This is a genomic window from Variovorax sp. 10L421, from assembly GCF_056395365.1.
Window position 1 is genome coordinate 224,511 of the sequence record NZ_JBFTJJ010000003.1, and the last position, 17,824, is coordinate 242,334.

16 protein-coding genes are annotated in these 17,824 nt (G+C 68.0%); 11 read left to right on the forward strand and 5 right to left on the reverse strand.

Going from position 1 to position 17,824, the window contains the following annotated elements; translation table 11 throughout:
• Positions 1-20: 20 nt before the first annotated feature.
• Complete coding sequence (locus AC1DFC_RS07340) at positions 21-2,294, forward strand: PhoX family protein (RefSeq protein ID WP_478178896.1); 2,274 nt, start codon at positions 21-23, stop codon at positions 2,292-2,294.
• 123 nt (positions 2,295-2,417) lie between these two features.
• Here AC1DFC_RS07340 and AC1DFC_RS07345 read toward each other — a convergent pair whose 3' ends face one another.
• Entirely contained in the window at positions 2,418-2,885 is a 468-nt protein-coding gene (locus tag AC1DFC_RS07345) for an Lrp/AsnC family transcriptional regulator (protein WP_007829154.1), read from the reverse strand.
• Positions 2,886-2,990: 105 nt separating this feature from the next.
• Here AC1DFC_RS07345 and mdeB point away from each other — a divergent pair, with 105 nt between their 5' ends.
• The 10 genes from mdeB to AC1DFC_RS07395 all read left to right on the forward strand — a co-directional run bounded on the left by mdeB (position 2,991) and on the right by AC1DFC_RS07395 (position 14,349).
• Positions 2,991-5,648: an alpha-ketoglutarate dehydrogenase gene (gene mdeB / locus AC1DFC_RS07350; RefSeq protein ID WP_478178897.1), complete on the forward strand. Its 2,658-nt coding sequence runs from the start codon at positions 2,991-2,993 to the stop codon at positions 5,646-5,648.
• Positions 5,649-5,706: 58 nt separating this feature from the next.
• Entirely contained in the window at positions 5,707-6,483 is a 777-nt protein-coding gene (locus AC1DFC_RS07355) for a FadR/GntR family transcriptional regulator (protein ID WP_007829150.1), read from the forward strand.
• Between the two features lie 126 nt (positions 6,484-6,609).
• Positions 6,610-7,944 carry an MFS transporter gene (locus AC1DFC_RS07360; protein WP_478178898.1) on the forward strand — a complete coding sequence of 445 codons (1,335 nt, stop codon included), beginning with the start codon at positions 6,610-6,612 and terminating at the stop codon, positions 7,942-7,944.
• A gap of 16 nt (positions 7,945-7,960) precedes the next feature.
• On the forward strand, positions 7,961-8,884 hold the full coding sequence (ltnD, locus tag AC1DFC_RS07365; RefSeq protein ID WP_007829147.1) for an L-threonate dehydrogenase: 924 nt from the start codon (positions 7,961-7,963) through the stop codon (positions 8,882-8,884).
• Positions 8,885-8,907: 23 nt separating this feature from the next.
• A complete protein-coding gene (denD, locus tag AC1DFC_RS07370; protein ID WP_007829145.1) occupies positions 8,908-9,921 on the forward strand; it encodes a D-erythronate dehydrogenase in 1,014 nt (337 codons plus the stop codon).
• Positions 9,922-9,924: 3 nt separating this feature from the next.
• Positions 9,925-11,196, forward strand: a complete 1,272-nt coding sequence (otnK, locus tag AC1DFC_RS07375) for a 3-oxo-tetronate kinase (RefSeq protein WP_478178899.1) — start codon at positions 9,925-9,927, stop codon at positions 11,194-11,196.
• Positions 11,193-11,858, forward strand: a complete 666-nt coding sequence (locus AC1DFC_RS07380; protein WP_413334324.1) for a class II aldolase/adducin family protein — start codon at positions 11,193-11,195, stop codon at positions 11,856-11,858. The genes otnK and AC1DFC_RS07380 overlap by 4 nt, the downstream gene beginning before the upstream one ends.
• A 12-nt stretch (positions 11,859-11,870) precedes the next feature.
• A complete protein-coding gene (gene otnI / locus AC1DFC_RS07385) occupies positions 11,871-12,689 on the forward strand; it encodes a 2-oxo-tetronate isomerase (protein ID WP_413334321.1) in 819 nt (272 codons plus the stop codon).
• Positions 12,686-13,882, forward strand: coding sequence for an amidohydrolase family protein (locus tag AC1DFC_RS07390; RefSeq protein WP_007829138.1), 1,197 nt, complete (start codon positions 12,686-12,688; stop codon positions 13,880-13,882). The genes otnI and AC1DFC_RS07390 overlap by 4 nt, the downstream gene beginning before the upstream one ends.
• Positions 13,879-14,349 carry a RidA family protein gene (locus tag AC1DFC_RS07395; protein ID WP_478178900.1) on the forward strand — a complete coding sequence of 157 codons (471 nt, stop codon included), beginning with the start codon at positions 13,879-13,881 and terminating at the stop codon, positions 14,347-14,349. The genes AC1DFC_RS07390 and AC1DFC_RS07395 overlap by 4 nt, the downstream gene beginning before the upstream one ends.
• On the opposite strand, the gene AC1DFC_RS07400 is transcribed toward AC1DFC_RS07395, so the two are convergent.
• From AC1DFC_RS07400 to AC1DFC_RS07415, 4 genes are all read right to left on the reverse strand, one after another.
• A complete protein-coding gene (locus AC1DFC_RS07400; RefSeq protein WP_478178901.1) occupies positions 14,342-15,007 on the reverse strand; it encodes a TetR family transcriptional regulator C-terminal domain-containing protein in 666 nt (221 codons plus the stop codon). The two genes, AC1DFC_RS07395 and AC1DFC_RS07400, sit on opposite strands and share 8 nt — an antisense overlap.
• Entirely contained in the window at positions 15,004-15,969 is a 966-nt protein-coding gene (locus tag AC1DFC_RS07405) for a PDR/VanB family oxidoreductase (RefSeq protein WP_478178902.1), read from the reverse strand. Before AC1DFC_RS07405 ends, AC1DFC_RS07400 begins: the two co-directional genes overlap by 4 nt.
• Before the next feature lie 37 nt (positions 15,970-16,006).
• Positions 16,007-16,597: an NAD(P)H-dependent oxidoreductase gene (locus AC1DFC_RS07410; protein ID WP_478178903.1), complete on the reverse strand. Its 591-nt coding sequence runs from the start codon at positions 16,595-16,597 to the stop codon at positions 16,007-16,009.
• 155 nt (positions 16,598-16,752) lie between these two features.
• Positions 16,753-17,778: an ABC transporter substrate-binding protein gene (locus AC1DFC_RS07415; RefSeq protein ID WP_007829128.1), complete on the reverse strand. Its 1,026-nt coding sequence runs from the start codon at positions 17,776-17,778 to the stop codon at positions 16,753-16,755.
• Between the last annotated feature and the right edge of the window lie 46 nt (positions 17,779-17,824).

The following is a 17,824-nucleotide window of genomic DNA, read 5'->3' on the forward strand; positions in this document are numbered from 1 at the left end:
CATGAAGAAAGACATTGCGCATGACCGCAAATACCCGCACCGACGATCCTTCGGTCGACCTCGACGACATCGGCACCAACCCCACGTCGAACCCCTCGTTCACCGACCTGATCGCCTCGCGCCTGAGCCGCCGCCACCTGTTCGGCCTGGGCGTCGGCACCGCCGGCACGGCGCTGCTCCAGGCCTGCGGCGGTGGTGGAGGTGGCGGCACCGCGTTCCCGGTGCTGCCTCCGGCACCCGCTCCCGCCCCGGCGCCTTCGCCAGCGCCCGCACCCGCGCCCGCGCCCGCACCTGCCGCTGCGATGAAGCTCGGCTTCAATCCCGTGGCCAAGAGCCTCGCCGATGTCGTGACCGTGCCCGCAGGCTACACCGCCAGCGTGCTCTATCGCCTGGGTGATCCGATCGCTTCGGGCGTCGCCGCCTACAAGAACGACGGTTCCGACGACGCCACCACGTACGACCGTCGCGCGGGTGACCACCACGACGGCATGACCTACTTCGGCATGAACGCGTCGAACAAGTGGGACCCCGCCGGCGCATCGCGCGGCCTGCTCGTGATGAACCACGAGGCCATCACGCCGTTGTTCCTGCACCCCGCCGGCCAGACCATCAGCGGCACCGGCAACGCGGCCGCGCGCACCGTCGCCGACGAAGTGCTGCGCGAGTTCTACCTGCACGGCGTGAGCCTGATCGAGGTCAACAAGAGCGGCAGCACCTGGAGCTACAAGCAGGACTCGACCCTCAATCGCCGCGTCCACACGCTCACCGAGATGAGCTTCTCGGGCCCGGCCGCCAAGACCGACTACCTGAAGACCAAGTACTCGACCGACGGCAGCAAGACCCGCGGCACGCTCAACAACTGCGCCAACGGCACCACGCCGTGGGGCACGTACCTCACCTGCGAGGAAAACTGGGCCGGCTACTTCCGCCGCATCGCCGCCAACGACAATGCCAACCGTACGGCCAAGGAATTGGCGTCCTTCAGCCGCTATGGCGTTTCGAGTACTGGCCGCGAGCTGTGGGCCACCGTCACGCCCGATACGGCCGACAACCTCTACGGCCGCTGGAACACCGAAGTCGTGGTCGTGGGCGGCACCGCCGCCGACGACTACCGCAACGGCTCCAACACCTACGGCTGGGTCGTCGAGATCGACCCGTTCAACCCCACGAGCACGCCGAAGAAGCGCACTGCGCTCGGCCGCTTCGGCCATGAAGGCGCCTGCCTGGGCCCGGTCGTGGCCGGCAAGCCGCTGGTCTGGTACATGGGCGACGATTCGCGCAACGAGTACATCTACAAGTTCGTCTCCACGAAGAACTGGGACGCGGCCGACATCGGCGGCGGCATGGCCGCCGGCGACAAGTACATGGACGACGGCCGCCTCTACGTGGCCAAGTTCAAGGCCGACGGCACGGGTGACTGGCTCGAACTGAAGCTCGGCGTCAACAACATCACCGCGAGCTACTCCGCCTATGCCTTCGCCGACGCGGCCGACGTGGTGGTCAATGCGCGCCACGCCGCCGACGCCGCCGGCGCTACCAAGATGGACCGCCCCGAGTGGACGGCCGTCAACCCGAAGACCGGCGAGGTCTACGTCACGCTGACCAACACCAACGCCAGCTCGCGTCCGATCGGCAAGACCGACGCCGCCAACCCGCGCTTCTACAACGACAAGACGACCACCGGCACGGACCAGAAGGGCAACCCGAACGGCCACATCGTGCGCTTTGCCGACACCAACGGCGACCCGACCGCGGTGACCTTCAAGTGGGACGTGTACCTGTTCGGTGCTCGTTCGACTGCATCGGCCGACGTGAACCTGTCCGCCCTCGGCGCCGACAATGACTTCTCCAGCCCCGACGGCATGTGGTTCAGCCAGGCGGCGCCCGGCCTGCTGTGGCTGGAAACCGACGACGGCGCGTACACCGACGTGACCAACTGCATGCTGCTGGCCGCCCTGCCGGGCAAGGTCGGCGACGGCGGCGCGAAGACCATCACCAACGTCGACGGTTCCACCACCGCCACGCAGGCCACCTTCATCGGCAAGGCCCCCGGCACCGACGGCCTGCGCCGCTTCCTGGTCGGCCCGATCGACTGCGAGATCACCGGCATCGCCGAATCGGGTGACGGCCGCGCGCTGTTCGTGAACATCCAGCACCCGGGCGAGAGCACGGCCAAGGGGAACATCTCCGATCCGACGAAGTTCCTCAGCCACTGGCCCGATGGCGGCAACACCCGCCCACGCTCGGCAACCATCGTCATCACGAAAAACGACGGCGGCCTGATCGGCCTCTGATCGTCGCAGGAGCCAGCCCCCTTTCGGGAAACACCGAGGAACCGGCTTGGCCGGGCCTCTGGTGTTGCCCCCGGCGAGGGGGAAGGCGAAGCGACACGAAGTGCGCGAAGCCTGGGGGAGTACCTACTCCCTTGGCAACGGCAGCGCCGTCTTGTATCTGACCTGCTTCAGTGCAAAGCTGGAGCGGATCTTCTCGATCCCCGGAATCGGCGTGAGCTGTTCCAGGATGAATTTCTCCAGCGCCGCCATGTCAGCCACCGCGATGCGGATCAGGTAGTCGCTGTCGCCCGTCATCAGGTAGCACTCCATCACCTCGTCGTGCTCGGCGATGCGCTGCTCGAAATCGGCGAGCGACTGCTTGCTCTGCGTCGTGAGGCTGATCGAGATGAACACGTTGAGCCCCAAGCCCAGCGCCTTGGCGCTGAGGAGCGCCACATAGCGGCCGATCACGCCGTTCGCTTCGAGCACCTTCACCCGCGCGAGGCAGGGCGATGGCGACAGGTGCACGCGCCGCGCCAGCTCCACGTTCGACAGCGCGCCGTCGCGCTGCAGCTCGTCGAGAATGCGCAGGTCGATGGCGTCGAGTTGCATGAAATGCCGGAAGGTTGAAGATTGACGGAATTTTATGCTGCGACGCTTGCAGGGAATTGGCTTCGCCAGTAGCTAATTTTTCGCGTGGCGGCCTAAAGTGCCGATATGAACGCCCCGATTTCGCCCGACCAGATGCGTGCCCTGCTGCTCGACACGCCGCTCTCGCACGACCCCGACCCCGCCGAGACCGCCGAATGGCGCGACGCCTTCCTGGCGCTGGCGCAAACGCAGGGGCCGCAGCGCGCAAAGCAGATGCTGGTCGAGCTGGCCCGGCTCGCGCGGCAGCAGCGCATCGGCTGGCAGCCCGAACTCGCGACGCCGTACGTCAACACCATCGCGGTGGAAGACCAGCCGCCGTTCCCGGGTGACCTCGCCATCGAGGAAAAGCTCGCCTCGCTGATGCGCTGGAACGCGCTCGCGATGGTGGCCAAGGCCAACCAGGCGTATGGCGAACTCGGCGGCCACATCGCCAGCTACGCGAGCGCGGCCGATCTGTTCGAAACCGGCTTCAACCACTTCTTCCATGCGCGCAGCGAGCAGCACCGCGGCGACCTCGTGTTCTTCCAGCCGCACAGCGCGCCGGGCGTCTATGCGCGCGCCTACCTCGAAGGCCGTCTCGGCGAAGAAGACCTGAACCACTACCGCCAGGAACTCACCGCGCCCGCCTTCACCGACGGCAGCGGCGCGCGCGGCCTGTGCAGCTATCCGCATCCGTACCTGATGCCGGACTTCTGGCAGTTCCCCACCGGCTCGATGGGCATCGGCCCCATCAGCTCGATCTACCACGCGCGCTTCATGCGCTACCTCACGCACCGCAACCTGCTGAATTGCGAGGGCCGCAAGGTGTGGGGCGTGTTCGGCGACGGCGAGATGGACGAGCCCGAATCGATGAGCGCGCTGACGCTCGCCGCGCGCGAGAAGCTCGACAACCTCGTGTGGGTGGTCAACTGCAACCTGCAGCGCCTGGACGGCCCGGTGCGCGGCAACGGCCGCATCATCGACGAACTCGAAAAGCTCTTTGCCGGCGCGGGCTGGAACGTCGTCAAGCTCGTGTGGGGCAGCGACTGGGACGGCCTCTTCGCACAGGACGTGAGCGGTGCGCTCGCGCGCGTGTTCGCCAACACCGTCGACGGCCAGATGCAGACCTTTGCCGCCAAGGACGGCCGCTTCAACCGCGACAACTTCTTCGGCCAGAACCCCGAGCTCGCGCGCCTGGCCGAAGGCATGACCGACGAGCAGATCGACCGCCTGAAGCGCGGCGGCCACGACCTCGTGAAGATCCATGCGGCTTACGCGGCAGCGGCCAGGCACAAGGGCCAGCCCACCGTGATCCTCGCCCACACCAAGAAGGGCTACGGCATGGGCAGCGCCGCGCAGGGCAAGATGACCACGCACTCGCACAAGAAGATGGGCGACGTGGACCTGATCGAGTTCCGCGACCGCTTCAACCTGCCGCTCACCGATGCGCAGGCCATCGCGATGGATTTCTACCGCCCGGCCGAGGACAGCGCCGAGATGCGCTACCTGCGCCAGCACCGCGAAGCGCTCGGCGGCGCCATGCCGCGCCGCGAGACCGCCTGCGACATCGTGCCCAAGCCCGATATCGCAAGCTACGCGCAGTTCGCGACCGCTGCGGCCGGCAAGGAGATGAGCACCACCATGGCCTTCGTGCGCATGCTGGGCAACCTCATGAAGGACGCTGCGCTCGGCCCGCGCATCGTGCCCATCGTGGCCGACGAGGCGCGCACCTTCGGCATGGCCAACCTGTTCAAGCAGGTGGGCATCTATTCGAGCGTGGGCCAGCGCTACGCGCCCGAAGACATCGGCTCGGTGCTGAGCTACCGCGAAGCGACCGACGGGCAGATTCTTGAAGAAGGCATCAGCGAAGCCGGCGCCATCGCGAGCTGGACGGCCGCGGCCACCAGCTACAGCGTGCATGGACTGGCCATGCTGCCCTTCTACATCTACTACTCGATGTTCGGCTTCCAGCGCGTCGGCGATGCGATCTGGGCCGCGGCCGACCAGCGCGCACGAGGCTTCCTGCTCGGTGCCACGTCGGGCCGCACCACGCTCGGCGGCGAAGGCCTGCAGCACCAGGACGGCAGCAGCCACCTCGTGGCCGCGACCATTCCCAACTGCAAGGCCTATGACCCGGCCTATGCGGGCGAGATGGCGGTGATCGTCGACGCGGGCATCCGCGAGATGATGGTCGAGCAGAAGGACGTGTTCTATTACGTCACGCTCATGAACGAGAACTACGCGCAGCCCGATGTGCCGGAAGGTGCGGAAGGCGACATCCTGCGCGGGTGCTACCGCTTCGGCGTGTATTCGCCGGCCTCCGGCAAGGCGAAGAAGAAGGTCACGCTGATGGGCTCGGGCGCGATCCTGACGGAAGTCGTCAAGGCCGCGCAGCGGCTGGCCGATGAAGGCATCGAGGCCGAGGTGTTCAGCGTCACGAGCTGGAGCGAGCTTGCGCGCGACGGCCAAGCCTGCGAGCAGCGCGCGCTGGCTGGTGAAGAAGCCGGCACGCCCTTCATCGCGCAGCAGCTCGGCAAGGGCAGCGGCAAGGCACCGGTCATTGCCGCCACCGACTACGTGCGCGCCGTGCCCGAGAGCGTGCGCGCCTTCCTGCCCGAAGGCCGCCGCTACCTCACGCTGGGCACCGACGGCTTCGGCCGCAGCGACACGCGTGCGGCGCTGCGCGGATTCTTCGGGGTGGATGCCGCGAGCATTGCAAACGCCGCGCGGCACGCGCTGAACTGAGCGCCGGCGGCCGCGCAGGGCCTGCGTTAGAGTCGCAGGCCCCACCTCCATCGCACCCATGACCGCCCGCTTCCAGTCCCTCGCTCCCGCCGTCCGCCTCGCCGACCAGGTGGCCGATGCGCTCGCGGCCGAGGTGCGCAGCGGGCGTCTTTCCGAAGGCGACCGCCTGCCGACCGAGGCCGCGCTGGCCGAGCAGTTCGGCGTCAGCCGCACCGTGGTGCGCGAGGCCGTGTCGCGGCTCAAGTCGCTGGGGTTGCTCGATTCGCGCCAGGGCAGCGGCGTGTACGTGCGTGCCGCAGGTGTCGAGCCGCTGCGCTTCGAGATGCCGCACGTCGCCTCGCGCGAAGCCGTCATCCAGATGGTCGAGGTGCGCCGTGCGCTCGAGGCCGAAGTGGCCGCGCTGGCCGCCGAGCGCCGCACGGCCGACGACGTGCAGCGCATCCGCGAGGCCATCGATGCGCTGCATGCGGCGGTCGAGGCGGGCGGCAACGGCGCCGACGAGGACGTGCGCTTCCACCGCGCCATCGCCGAGGCGGCGCGCAATCCGTTCCTGATCGGCACGCTGCAGTACCTGCGCCAGTTCCTGCATGGCGCCACCCGCGTCACGCGCGCCAACGAGGCGCGCCGCGCCGACTTCGCGCGCGAGGTGGCGCAGGAACACGCGCGCATCGTCGAGGCCATCGAGGCTGGCGACCCGCTGCGCGCGCGCGAGGCGGCCAAGAACCACATGGACAACGCGATCCGCCGCATCGAGCTGGCCGATCCCGCGTTCTGGCAGCAGGAAGGCGCGCAACTCGCGCGGCCCCTGGTCGAAGGCTGGCCTGTCGGCAGCTGAGTCCGCCGACACATAAAGACACCAGAAAGTCGCCGCAGGAGGCGTTGCCTTCGGGTTTCCCCGGGTCAATCAACAAAACTCAAATTTGTATGATGACCTGACAAATCAAGCGGGACAAACCTTTTCATGACTTCTTCCACCCTCCCGGCCGGCGCTACGCACGCCGCGCCGTCCGCCACAGCCGATGCCGCGCTCGAAAAGCGCACCTACGCCAAGGTGTTCTGGCGCCTCGTGCCCTTCCTCATGCTCTGCTACGTGGTCGCGTACCTCGACCGCGTCAACGTCGGCTTCGCCAAGCTGCAGATGGGGCAGGACCTGGGCTTCAGCGAGACCGTGTTCGGCCTGGGTGCGGGCATCTTCTTCCTCGGCTACTTCCTGTTCGAGGTGCCGAGCAACCTGCTGCTCAACCGCGTCGGAGCACGCATCTGGATCGCGCGGATCATGATCACCTGGGGCCTGCTGTCGGCCTGCTTCATGTTCGTGAAGACGCCGACCAGCTTCTACATCCTGCGTTTCCTGCTCGGCGTGGCCGAGGCGGGCTTCTACCCCGGCGTGATCCTGTACCTCACGCACTGGTACCCGGCCCACCGGCGCGCGCGGATCATCGCGGTGTTCATGTCGGCGATTCCGGTGGCGGGCATCTTCGGCAACCCCCTGTCGGGCTGGATCATGGACAGCTTCCACGGCGCGGCGTCGCTGAGCGGCTGGCAATGGATGTTCATCATCGAGGCCGTCCCGGCCGTGATCGTGGGCGTGATGGTGCTGGTCTACCTCGACAACGGCATTGCGCAGGCACGCTGGCTCGACGCGGCGGAAAAGGCGCTGCTGCAGCGCGAGATAGCGCGCGATGCCGAGCACGGCGCCAAGGGGCCGCACTCGGTGGCTGGCGTGTTCCGCGATGTGCGCATATGGTGGATGGCGTTGATCTACTTCGCCTTCGTCATGGGCCAATACGCGCTGACTTTCTGGCTGCCCACGCTGGTCAAGGCCACGGGCGTGCAGGGCAACCTCCACATCGGGCTGCTCAGCGCGATCCCGTTCGTCTGCGCCATCGTCGCGATGAACCTCTTCGGCCGCAGCGCCGACCGTCGCCAGGAGCGCCGCTGGCACCTGATCGTGCCCGCGCTGATGGGCGCCATCGGCTTCACGGTCGCGGCTTCGTACACGCAGAACACCGCCGTGTCGCTCGCCTTCCTGTCGCTCGCCGCGGCCGGCGTGCTGACCTGCGCGCCGCTGTTCTGGTCGCTGCCTACCGCCTTTCTGTCGGGCACGGCGGCTGCGGCCGGCATCGCGGCCATCAACTCGGTGGGCAACCTCGCGGGCTTCGTGAGCCCGTACCTCATCGGCTATCTGAAAGACCTGACGGGCAGCACGCAGATCGGCATGTACGTGCTGGCCGCGGCGCTGGTGCTCGGCGCCATCGGCGTGTGGCTCACGCCGAAGCAACTCGTGAATCGCTGATCGAAAGAACATCCTGATGACCTCTTCCTCCAACTTTCCAGTCGTCGGCCTCGTGGGCCTCGGCGCCATGGGCGCCGGCATGGCGCAATCGCTGCGCCGCGCGGGTCATGCGCCGCACGTGTTCGACGTGCGCCGCGAGGTGGCCGAAGCCTTCGCGCGCGACGGCGGAACGGCCTGCGGCACGCTGGCCGCGCTCGGCGCGCAGTGCGACATTGTGGTCAGCGTGGTCGTGAATGCCGCGCAGACCGAGTCGGTGCTGTTCGGCGACGGCACCACGCCCGGATGCGCCGCCTCGATGAAGCCTGGCAGCCTGTTCGTGATGTGCTCCACGGTGGACCCGAACTGGTCGGTGGCGCTCGAGGCGCGCCTCGCGAAGCTGGGCATCCTGTACCTCGACGCGCCGATCTCCGGCGGCGCCGCCAAGGCCGCGAGTGGCCAGATGACGATGATGACCGCCGGCACGCCCGCCGCCTACGAGAAGGCAGGCGCCGTGCTCGACGCGATGGCCGCCAAGGTCTATCGCCTGGGCGACTCGGCAGGCGCTGGCAGCAAGGTGAAGGTCATCAACCAGCTGCTGGCCGGCGTGCACATCGCGGCCGCGGCCGAGGCGATGGCGCTGGGCCTGCGCGAAGGCGTGGACCCGGCCGCGCTCTACGAGGTCATCACGCACAGCGCGGGCAACAGCTGGATGTTCGAGAACCGCATGGCGCATGTGCTCGCGGGCGACTACACGCCGCTGTCGGCGGTCGACATCTTCGTGAAGGACCTGGGCCTGGTGCTCGACGTGGCGCGCGCCAGCAAGTTCCCGCTGCCGCTGTCGTCCACCGCGCACCAGATGTTCATGCAGGCCTCGACCGCGGGCTATGCGCGCGAGGACGACAGCGCGGTCATCAAGATCTTCCCGGGCATCGAAGTGCCGGCTCCAAAAAAACAAGCCTGAAGTAGAAAGCAGAGACACACAGCATGAACATCCTCATCACCGGCGGCTGCGGCTTCCTCGGCGCCCGCCTCGCCCGCACGCTGCTCGCGGGCGGCAACCTCGCACTGGCCGGCGGCGCCGCGCAGCCCGTGTCGCGCATCACGCTGGCCGACCGCGTGCCGCCGCCCGCCGACCTGGCCGGCGACGCGCGCATCCAGTTCGTGCAGGGCGACCTGCTCGAACAACTAGGCAACGGCGCGCTGCCCATCGCCGAGACGCAGCTCGTGTTCCATCTCGCCGCCGCCGTCAGCGGTGAATGCGAGGCCGACTTCGACCTCGGCATGCGCAGCAACCTCGACGCCACGCGCGGCCTGCTCGAAGCCGCGCGCCGCGCGGGCCACTCGCCGGTGTTCGTGTTCTCCAGCTCGGTCGCGGTGTTTGGAGATTCGCCTGAACAGCGCCTGCCGGCCGTGATCGAGGACACCACGCTGCCGACGCCGCAGAACAGCTACGGCATCCAGAAATTCATCGGCGAGCAGCTGGTGGCCGACTTCACGCGCAAGGGCTTCGTGCAGGGCCGCAACGTGCGGCTCATGACGGTGTCGGTGCGCCCCGGCCGGCCCAACGGCGCGGCCTCCAGCTTCCTGAGCGGCATGCTGCGCGAGCCGCTGGCCGGCGAGCGCGCGCGCTGCCCGGTGTCGCCCGACACGCCGGTCGCGCTGGCCTCGCCCGGCAACACCGTCGCGGGCATCGTGCGCGCGGCCACGGCCAGCACTGCCGAATGGGGGGCACGCACCGCCATCAACCTGCCCGCGCTGACGACCACCGTGCGCGAGATGGCGCAGGCGCTCGAACGCATCGCCGGCAAGGAGGCAACCGGACTCATCGACTGGGAGCCCGATGCGGCCATCGCGAAGATCGTCACCAGCTGGCCCAGCCGCATCCACGCGGCACGCGCCGAGGCGCTGGGCCTGAAGGCCGACGCAAGCTTCGACGCCATCCTGCGCGACTACGTTCGCGAGAACGCGCAGGCCGTGAAGCTGCCTGTGAAGGGCTGAGCCATGGCCAAGCTCGTGCTCGGCTGCATTGCCGACGATTTCACCGGTGCCACCGATCTCGCCAACAACCTCGTGCGCGCGGGCATGCGCGTGGTGCAGGCCATCGGCGTGCCCGAAGGCCCGCTCGATGCCGACGTCGATGCCGTCGTCGTCGCCCTCAAGTCGCGCACCATCGCGCCGGCCGAGGCCATCGCGCAGTCGCTCGACGCATTGCGCTGGCTGCAGGCGCAGGGCGCGCGGCAGATCTACTTCAAGTACTGCTCCACCTTCGACAGCACGGCGCAGGGCAACATCGGCCCCGTGACCGAGGCGCTGATGGACGCGCTGAACTGCGACTTCACCATCGCCACGCCCGCCTTTCCAGACAACAAGCGCACCGTGTTCAAGGGCTACCTGTTCGCGGGCGAGGTGCTGCTCAACGAGAGCGGCATGCAGAACCATCCGCTCACGCCGATGACCGACCCGAACCTTGTGCGCGTGCTGCAGGCGCAGTGCAAACGCAAGGTGGGACTGATCGACTATGCGGTGGTGGCGCGCGGCGCGGCCGCCATCGACGAGCGCATCGCTCAGCTGAAGGCCGAGGGCGTGGGCATCGCCATCGTCGACGCGGTGTCGAACGACGACCTGCTGCGCATGGGCCCGGCACTTGCGAAGATGCCGCTGCTCACCGCAGGCTCGGGCGTGGCCATCGGCCTGCCGGCCAACTTCGGGCTTGCGCCTTCGTCGCAGGCCAGTGCGTTGCCCAAGGCCGGTGGCAGGACCGCGGTGGTCTCGGGCAGCTGCTCGCTCGCGACCAACCGGCAGGTGCTCGATTTCATCCAGCGCGGCGGCCAGGCGATGGCCATCGACCCGCTGCGCATCGCGGCGGGCGTGGACGTTGCCGCCGAAGTGCTGGCCTGGGCCACGCCCTTGATCGACAAGGGCCCCGTGCTCGTTTACTCGACCGCCGAAGCCGGCGCCGTGAAGTCGGTGCAAGGCAGGCTCGGTGTCGAGGAGGCCGGCGCGATGGTCGAACGCACCATTGCAGCCATCGCGCGCGGCCTGGTCGAACGCGGCGTACACCAGCTGGTGGTGGCCGGCGGTGAAACCTCGGGTGCATGCGTGCAGGCGCTAGGCATCGCGCAGATGCAGATCGGCCCGCAGATCGACCCCGGTGTGCCGTGGTGCCACGCGCGCTCCGACGCCGCGCCCGAGACGGGTGTGCACATCGCACTGAAGTCCGGCAACTTCGGTAGTGACGATTTCTTCACCAAGGCCTTTGCAGTGCTCGCATGACCGAGAACGAAGCCCGCGCAGAAATCTGCCGCGTCGGCCGCAGCCTGTTCGAGCGCGGCTACGTGCATGCCACGGCCGGCAACATCAGCGTGCGGCTGGACGACGGCTTTCTGATCACACCGACCGACGCATGCCTCGGCTTTCTCGACCCGGCCCGATTGGCAAGGCTCGACGCACAAGGCCAGCAGACCAGCGGCGACCGCGCGAGCAAGACCATCGCGCTGCACACGCGAATCTACGCAGCCGCTCGCAAGTTCGATGCGAACACGGCCTGTGTGATCCACACGCACAGCACGCACTGCGTGGCGCTCACGTTGAACAACCCGGGTGACGAGCTGCTGCCCGCCCTCACGCCGTACTTCGTGATGAAGGTCGGCCACGTGCCGGTCATTCCGTACCACCGGCCCGGCGCACCCGAAGCGGCCGAACAGGTGGCGCAGGCCATCGAGCGCCTCGGCGCTGCCGGCACCCCGATCCGTGCCGTGATGCTCACGCGCCTGGGCCCCAATGTCTGGCACGACACGCCGGCCGCCGCCATGGCCGTGCTCGAGGAACTAGAGGAAACCGCCCGGCTTCAAATGCTTGCGAGCGCCGCAAGGCCTGCACCGCTGAACGCCGAACAGATCGATGAACTGCGCCGCACCTTCGGAGCGCGCTGGTAGTAGAAACACCCCATGCCCCAATTCGCCGCCAACCTCTCGATGCTCTATCCGGAGCTCGCCTTTCTCGACCGCTTCGACGCCGCCGCGAAAGACGGCTTCAAGGCCGTGGAGTACCTCTTCCCGTACGACTTTTCGAAAGACGAGATCCTCGCAAGGCTGAAGCACAACGGCTTGCAGCAGGTGCTGTTCAACGGCCCTCCCGGCGACTGGAACGGCGGCGAACGCGGCCTGGCCTGCCTGTCCGGACGCGAGGCCGAGTTCCGCGAAGGCATCGCCAGGGCCATCGACTACGCCGTGGCGCTCGACTGCCCCCGCATCCACGTCATGGCCGGCCTCGTGCCCGAAGGCCTGGAGCGCGATGCGCTGCGGCCCGTGTACCTGGACAACCTGCGCTGGGCCGCGGCCGAAGCTGCCAAGGCAAACCGCGACGTGCTGATCGAGCCGATCAACACGCGTGACATTCCGGGCTTCTTCCTCAACCGCCAGGACCAGGCGCACGAGATCGTCGAGGCCGTCGGCGCACCGAACCTCAAGGTGCAGATGGACCTGTACCACTGCCAGATCGTCGAAGGCGACGTGGCCATGAAGATCCGCAAGTACCTGCCCACCGGCCGCGTCGGCCACATCCAGATCGCCGGCGTGCCAGAGCGCCACGAGCCCGACATCGGCGAGCAGAACTACCCGTACCTGTTCGACGTGATCGACGAAGTGTCGGCGCAGTGCGGATGGCAGGGCTGGGTCGGCTGCGAATACCGGCCGCGCCGCGGTTCGGAGCCGGGCGGCACCTCGGCCGGGCTCGGCTGGTTGCGCGCTTTGCAGCAGCGCGCATGAAGCTCGAAGCGCTGCGCATTCCGGTGCCGCTGCGAGGTTTCGCGGCGGGCGATGCGCAGCTGTTCGACGTCACGCTGGCCGGCGACAGGGTCGGGTCCGTCGTGGCCAGCGCTCAACAGCAGCACGCGCGCGGCACGCTGCTGAGCGCACTGGTCGAGGCGCATGCGCACATCGACAAGAACTACACCGTGCAGGACGTGGGTGCGGCGCAGGGCAATCTGTTCGCCGCCATCGACCGCATGAACAAGCACCGCGACAGCTGGACCGGCGAGTCGCTGCGCCTGCGCATGGAGCGCGCGCTGCACGACGCATGGCAATCGGGCGCGCGCGCGCTGCGCACGCACCTCGATTGGGTGCAGCCCGAGCCGCCCGCCGCCCTGCCCGTGTTCGAGGCACTGCGCGAAGAATGGCGTGGCCGCGTCGAGCTGCAGTTCGTTTCGCTCACGCCGCTCGACCTGTTCGCCGACCTTGCCGCTGGCGAGCGCATTGCATGCGAGGTGAAGCGTGCGGGCGGCGTGCTCGGCGCGTTCGTCTACCGCAACGAAGGCATCGTCCACAAGCTCGGGCGCGTGTTCGACCTCGCGCAGCAGCACGGGCTGGGGCTCGACTTCCATGTCGACGAAGGCCTCGACGCCGAAGCCAGCGGTCTGCGCAGCATCGCGCAACTGGTGCGTGCGCGCAATTTCAGGAACGGCGTGGCCTGCGGCCATGCCTGCTCGCTGTCGGTGCAGGGCGATGGAGTTGCCAATGAAACACTGGCGCTGTGCGCCGGCGCGGGCATTCACCTCGTCGCGCTGCCCACCACCAACCTCTACCTGCAAGGCGCCTGGGACCGCACGCCCGTGCAGCGCGGCATCACGCGCATCCGCGAGGCGGCGGCATGGGGCTTGCGTGCAAGCCTGGCAACCGACAACGTGCAGGACGCCTTCTACCCCTACGGCAGCTACGACCTCCTGGAGACCTTCGGCCTTGGTGTGCAGATGGCGCACCTGGCCCCGGCCTCCGACTGGCTCGACGCCGTCACCGTGAGCCCCGCGAAAGCCCTGGGGCTCGCATGGGACGGGCGCATCGCGCCGGGCTGCCCGGCGGACCTGCTGGTGTTGGCGGCAACCGACGAACACGAACTCATCGGCCCGCGCGGACGGCAACGCACCGTCATCCGCGCCGGCCGGGCACTGGAGAAAACACAATGAGCATGGGCAAGCCAATGGCCAATTACGCCGCCGCCAGGCGCGTGGGCGATTTCGTCTTCATGAGCGGCGTGGTCGCGGTCGACCCCGCCACGCGCCGCGCAGTCGCAGGCTACGACGCGATTACCGAGGCCGCACGCACCGCGCTGCTGGGTGTCGGCTACGCCACGGGGCAGATGTCGGTCGACGTGTTCGAGGCGCCCATCGTCGCGCAGAGCTGGTTCGTGCTCGAGCGCATCCGCCAGATCGCGGCCGAGCATGGCGGCACGATGGAAGACGTGGTGAAGCTGGTGCAGTACTTCCGCCACCTGCCGCACTACGCCTTCTACAACCGCGTGCGCGGCCTGTTCTATCCGGGTGAGCCGCCGGTGAGCACGGTGGTGGAGGTGTCGCGCTTCTTGCCGGGGGACGAAGTGCTGGTGGAAGTCGAAGCCACCATGTACCTGCCCCAGCGCTCGCCTTCTACTTGACGCCCGCGCCCTTCAGCAGGAACTCCGTCACCTGCTCGATCAGGTAGCGCCGGTCCTTGTCGTCGCCCTGCTGGGCCACGTTGCGGAAGTACGCGGCCTGGGTGGCGTGGTCGGCATAGAACTGCGTCACGGCCCAGATGTGGAACAGCACCAGCATCGGGTCGGCCTTGTCCATCAGGCCCTGGGTCATCCAGTTCTGGATCACGGCGGCGGCCTGGTCGGTGCGCTGCTTGCTCGTGTCCATCATGTCGTCGATGACCGGCGCGCCGCGCAACATCTCGGCGGTGAAGATGCGCGAGCGCAGCGGGTGCTCGAACGAGAACATCATCTTGCGCTGGATCAGGTCGCCCAGCACCTTGCGCGGGCCGAAGGCCTCGTCGCTGAAGCCGAACACCACGATCCAGTCGGTGAGGATGTCCTGCAGCACCTGGCGATACAGCGCTTCCTTGCTCTCGATGTAGTAGTGCAACTGCGCCTTCGAGAGCCCGGCCTTGTCGGCAATGGCCTGCGTCGATGCGCCGGCCAGCCCCTCGCTGGCGAACACTTCGATGGCGGCCTGGTTGATGAGGCCGAGCACCTGCGTGTACTTGCGCGAGCGGCCGCGCGTGGCGGGCGCCTCGCCGTCGCCTTCTTCGTTGATGGGAGGACGCGCGCTCACAGCTGGAGTTCCAGTTCCTGCCCCTTGGCGCGCGAGCAGCACAGGGCGACCTTGTGGCGGCGCTCGCTGCCCGTGAGGCAGAAGTCGCGATGCTCGGCGCCTTCGCCGTCGCCCTCGACCACGCAGGTGCCGCACAGCCCCTGCTGGCACGACACCGGAATGTCGATGCCGACTTCGTGCAGCGCGTCGACGGCGGTCTGGTCGGCCGCCACCGGCACCGTGATGCCGCGCCTGGCGAGCTTCAGCGTGAAGGGCAGGCCGGCGGCCGCGCCCGCGTCGGTGGGCGCGGCGAAGTACTCGGCGTGCAGCGCGTCTTCGGGCCAGTGCGCGGCGGCGTCGCGCACGGCCTGCATGAAGCCGCCGGGGCCGCACACATACAGATGCGTGCCGGGAGCGTGCTCCGCCAGCAGCGCACGCAGGTCGATGCGCTGCGAGGCATCGCCCTGGTCGAGATGCAGCCGCAGGTGCGGCGCCAGCGCAGGCATGCGCAGCGCGTCGGCGAAAGCCAGGTGCTCCTCGCTGCGCGCGAACACGCACAGCGTGAAGGCCGCGCCGCGCGCCGCGAGCGCCTGAGCCATCGCCAGCAGCGGCGTCATGCCGATGCCGCCGGCCAGCAGCAGGTGATGCGTGGCCTCTTCGCGCAGTGGGAAGGTGTTGCGCGGCGCGCTGATCGGCAGCAGGTCGCCCTCGCGCACACGCTCGTGCATCGAGGCCGAGCCGCCGCGGCTCGACAGCTCGCGCTTCACGCCGATCACGTAGCGCCCCGCGTTGGCGGTCGATGGCGCGCGCGCCAGCGAGTACTGGCGCGAGAAGCCGCCGGGCATGTGCACGTCGATGTGCGCGCCGGCCTCGTAGGAAGGCAGCGGCCGGCCCCACGGGTGGGCCAGCTCGAAGGCCAGGATTTCCGGCGTCTGGCGCGAGATGCGTTCGACGCGGACGGTGAGCGTGCGTTCGAGGCTCATGGTGTTGTGTCTCCCTCTGGAGTCGGTGGCTCTTCTGCTAGATGCTGCCCAGCTTGCGCGAGACGCGTTCGATGAAATGGGTGCGGTCGCTCGCGGTGACGGCGTTCATGTCGTGCAGCTGCAGCCAGGTCACCTTGCAGCGCCACGCGAAGAGCGCGCGCAGCGCCCGCGTGAAGAGCCGCCTGCCCGGATCGCCGATGACCATCACGAACCAGCGCGGCGAGCCGCCGGTGGTCACCACCGTGAGCCGCCGGATGTGCCGCATGCCCGACCTCGCGAGCTGTCCCTTGCGTTCCGCCGGCAGGAAGGCCACGCCCGGCAGCCACACCCGTTCGAGCCAGCCCTTGAGCATCGACGGCGGCCCGTGGAACCAGGTGGGAAACACGAACACCAGGTGCTCGGCCCACAGCAGCGCTTCGACGTGGGGTTTCACACGTTCGCGTATCAGGTCGGGGTTGTCGAGGTAGGCGATGCGCTCTTCGCATGTCAGCGTGGGGTCGAAGCCCTCGGCGTACAGGTCGATGGCCTTGACGGGATGTCGCGGCTGGAGCGCCTCGAGGGCGGTGCGGTAGAGCGCGTGGTTGAAGCTGTCAGGGTTCGGATGGCAGTGGACGACTAGCGTTTTCATGGTTGAGGGCCGGTTCGCCCGGCGGTTGTTGGCCGCCGGCGAGACGGGGTCAGAGCCCAGGGGATAAAAGGCCGCGCAGTACCTTATGGCAACCCAGGCGCCGGCATCTGACCCCGGCGCAAGCCCCGCGCGACCCACGGGAAAAACGAAGCCGCCTACTTGCCCGTCAGCTTCTTGCGGACGTCGACACCGACGCCCTTGTTCACGAACTGCGTGGTGACGACCTTCGACAGGTCGACCTCGCCCGGCTTGTACAGGCCGGCCTTGACCATCTTGTCGTAGAAGTCCTTCACGCGCGCCTCGTCCATCGCGCCGATGCCCTTGGCGAGYGATTCGCCGCTGTCGACGATGCCCATCTTCTTCATCAGCTCGATGGAGCCCTGCGATGCGGCCACGGGCGAATCGGGGTTGATCTTGGCGATCATCTCGTTGGCCGCCTTGTTGTCGCCGTAGAGGTAGTTGTTCCAGCCGATGATCGAGGCCTCGACGAACTTGCGCACCGTCTCGGGCTTGTTCTTGATGAGGTCGGCGCGCGTCTCGACGGTGGTCGAGTAGGTCGAGAAGCCGTTGTCGGCCAGCAGCTGCACCACCGGGTCGAAGCCGGCCTGGGCCTTGATCGACAGCGGTTCCGAAATCGCGTAGCCCTGCTGGATCGATTTCTTGTCGGCCAGGAAGGGGCCGACGTTGAAGGTGTAGGGCTTGAGCTGCGAGTCCTTGAAGCCGTGCTCCGATTTCATCCACTGCCAGAAGCTGAACTGGCCGTCCTTGCCGATGAAGGCCACGGGCGCCTTGGCCATGTCCTTGAAGGTGTCGAAGCCCTGGCCCGGGTGCGCGAACATGGCCTGCGGGTCTTTCTGGAAGAAGGCCGCGACGACCACGGTGGGCACGCCGTTCTTCACGTTGTCGAAGGACTGCAGCAGGTTGCCGGTCATCAGGAAGTCGACCTTGCCGGCCGGCAGCATCGGCCGGTTGTTGACCATCGGGCCGCCCTGCTGGATGTCGACGTCGAGGCCGTATTTCTTGTAGGTGCCGTCCACCAGCGCCTGGTAGAAGCCGCCGTGGCCGGCCTGCGCCTTCCAGTTGGTGGCGAATACCACTTTTTCCTGCGCCTGCGCGGCGAAGGCTGCGGTCAGCGCCAGGCCGAAGGCCAACGGGCGGAGATGGAAGGCGGGGATGCGCATGGGGACGTGCTCCTGTGGAGGTTTGGGAAAGTACGGGATGCGAAGA

What these genes read in the sequence shown, in the direction of transcription:
- AC1DFC_RS07355 (WP_007829150.1), top strand. Translation starts at nt 5,707, where the DNA reads ATGACCGCCCGCTTCCAGTCCCTCGCTCCCGCCGTCCGCCTCGCCGAC.
- AC1DFC_RS07360 (WP_478178898.1), top strand. Translation starts at nt 6,610, where the DNA reads ATGACTTCTTCCACCCTCCCGGCCGGCGCTACGCACGCCGCGCCGTCC.
- denD (WP_007829145.1), top strand. Translation starts at nt 8,908, where the DNA reads ATGAACATCCTCATCACCGGCGGCTGCGGCTTCCTCGGCGCCCGCCTC.
- AC1DFC_RS07390 (WP_007829138.1), top strand. Translation starts at nt 12,686, where the DNA reads ATGAAGCTCGAAGCGCTGCGCATTCCGGTGCCGCTGCGAGGTTTCGCG.
- AC1DFC_RS07340 (WP_478178896.1), top strand. Translation starts at nt 21, where the DNA reads ATGACCGCAAATACCCGCACCGACGATCCTTCGGTCGACCTCGACGAC.
- AC1DFC_RS07405 (WP_478178902.1), bottom strand. Translation starts at nt 15,969, where the DNA reads ATGAGCCTCGAACGCACGCTCACCGTCCGCGTCGAACGCATCTCGCGC.
- ltnD (WP_007829147.1), top strand. Translation starts at nt 7,961, where the DNA reads ATGACCTCTTCCTCCAACTTTCCAGTCGTCGGCCTCGTGGGCCTCGGC.
- otnI (WP_413334321.1), top strand. Translation starts at nt 11,871, where the DNA reads ATGCCCCAATTCGCCGCCAACCTCTCGATGCTCTATCCGGAGCTCGCC.
- AC1DFC_RS07395 (WP_478178900.1), top strand. Translation starts at nt 13,879, where the DNA reads ATGAGCATGGGCAAGCCAATGGCCAATTACGCCGCCGCCAGGCGCGTG.
- AC1DFC_RS07380 (WP_413334324.1), top strand. Translation starts at nt 11,193, where the DNA reads ATGACCGAGAACGAAGCCCGCGCAGAAATCTGCCGCGTCGGCCGCAGC.
- otnK (WP_478178899.1), top strand. Translation starts at nt 9,925, where the DNA reads ATGGCCAAGCTCGTGCTCGGCTGCATTGCCGACGATTTCACCGGTGCC.
- mdeB (WP_478178897.1), top strand. Translation starts at nt 2,991, where the DNA reads ATGAACGCCCCGATTTCGCCCGACCAGATGCGTGCCCTGCTGCTCGAC.
- AC1DFC_RS07410 (WP_478178903.1), bottom strand. Translation starts at nt 16,597, where the DNA reads ATGAAAACGCTAGTCGTCCACTGCCATCCGAACCCTGACAGCTTCAAC.
- AC1DFC_RS07345 (WP_007829154.1), bottom strand. Translation starts at nt 2,885, where the DNA reads ATGCAACTCGACGCCATCGACCTGCGCATTCTCGACGAGCTGCAGCGC.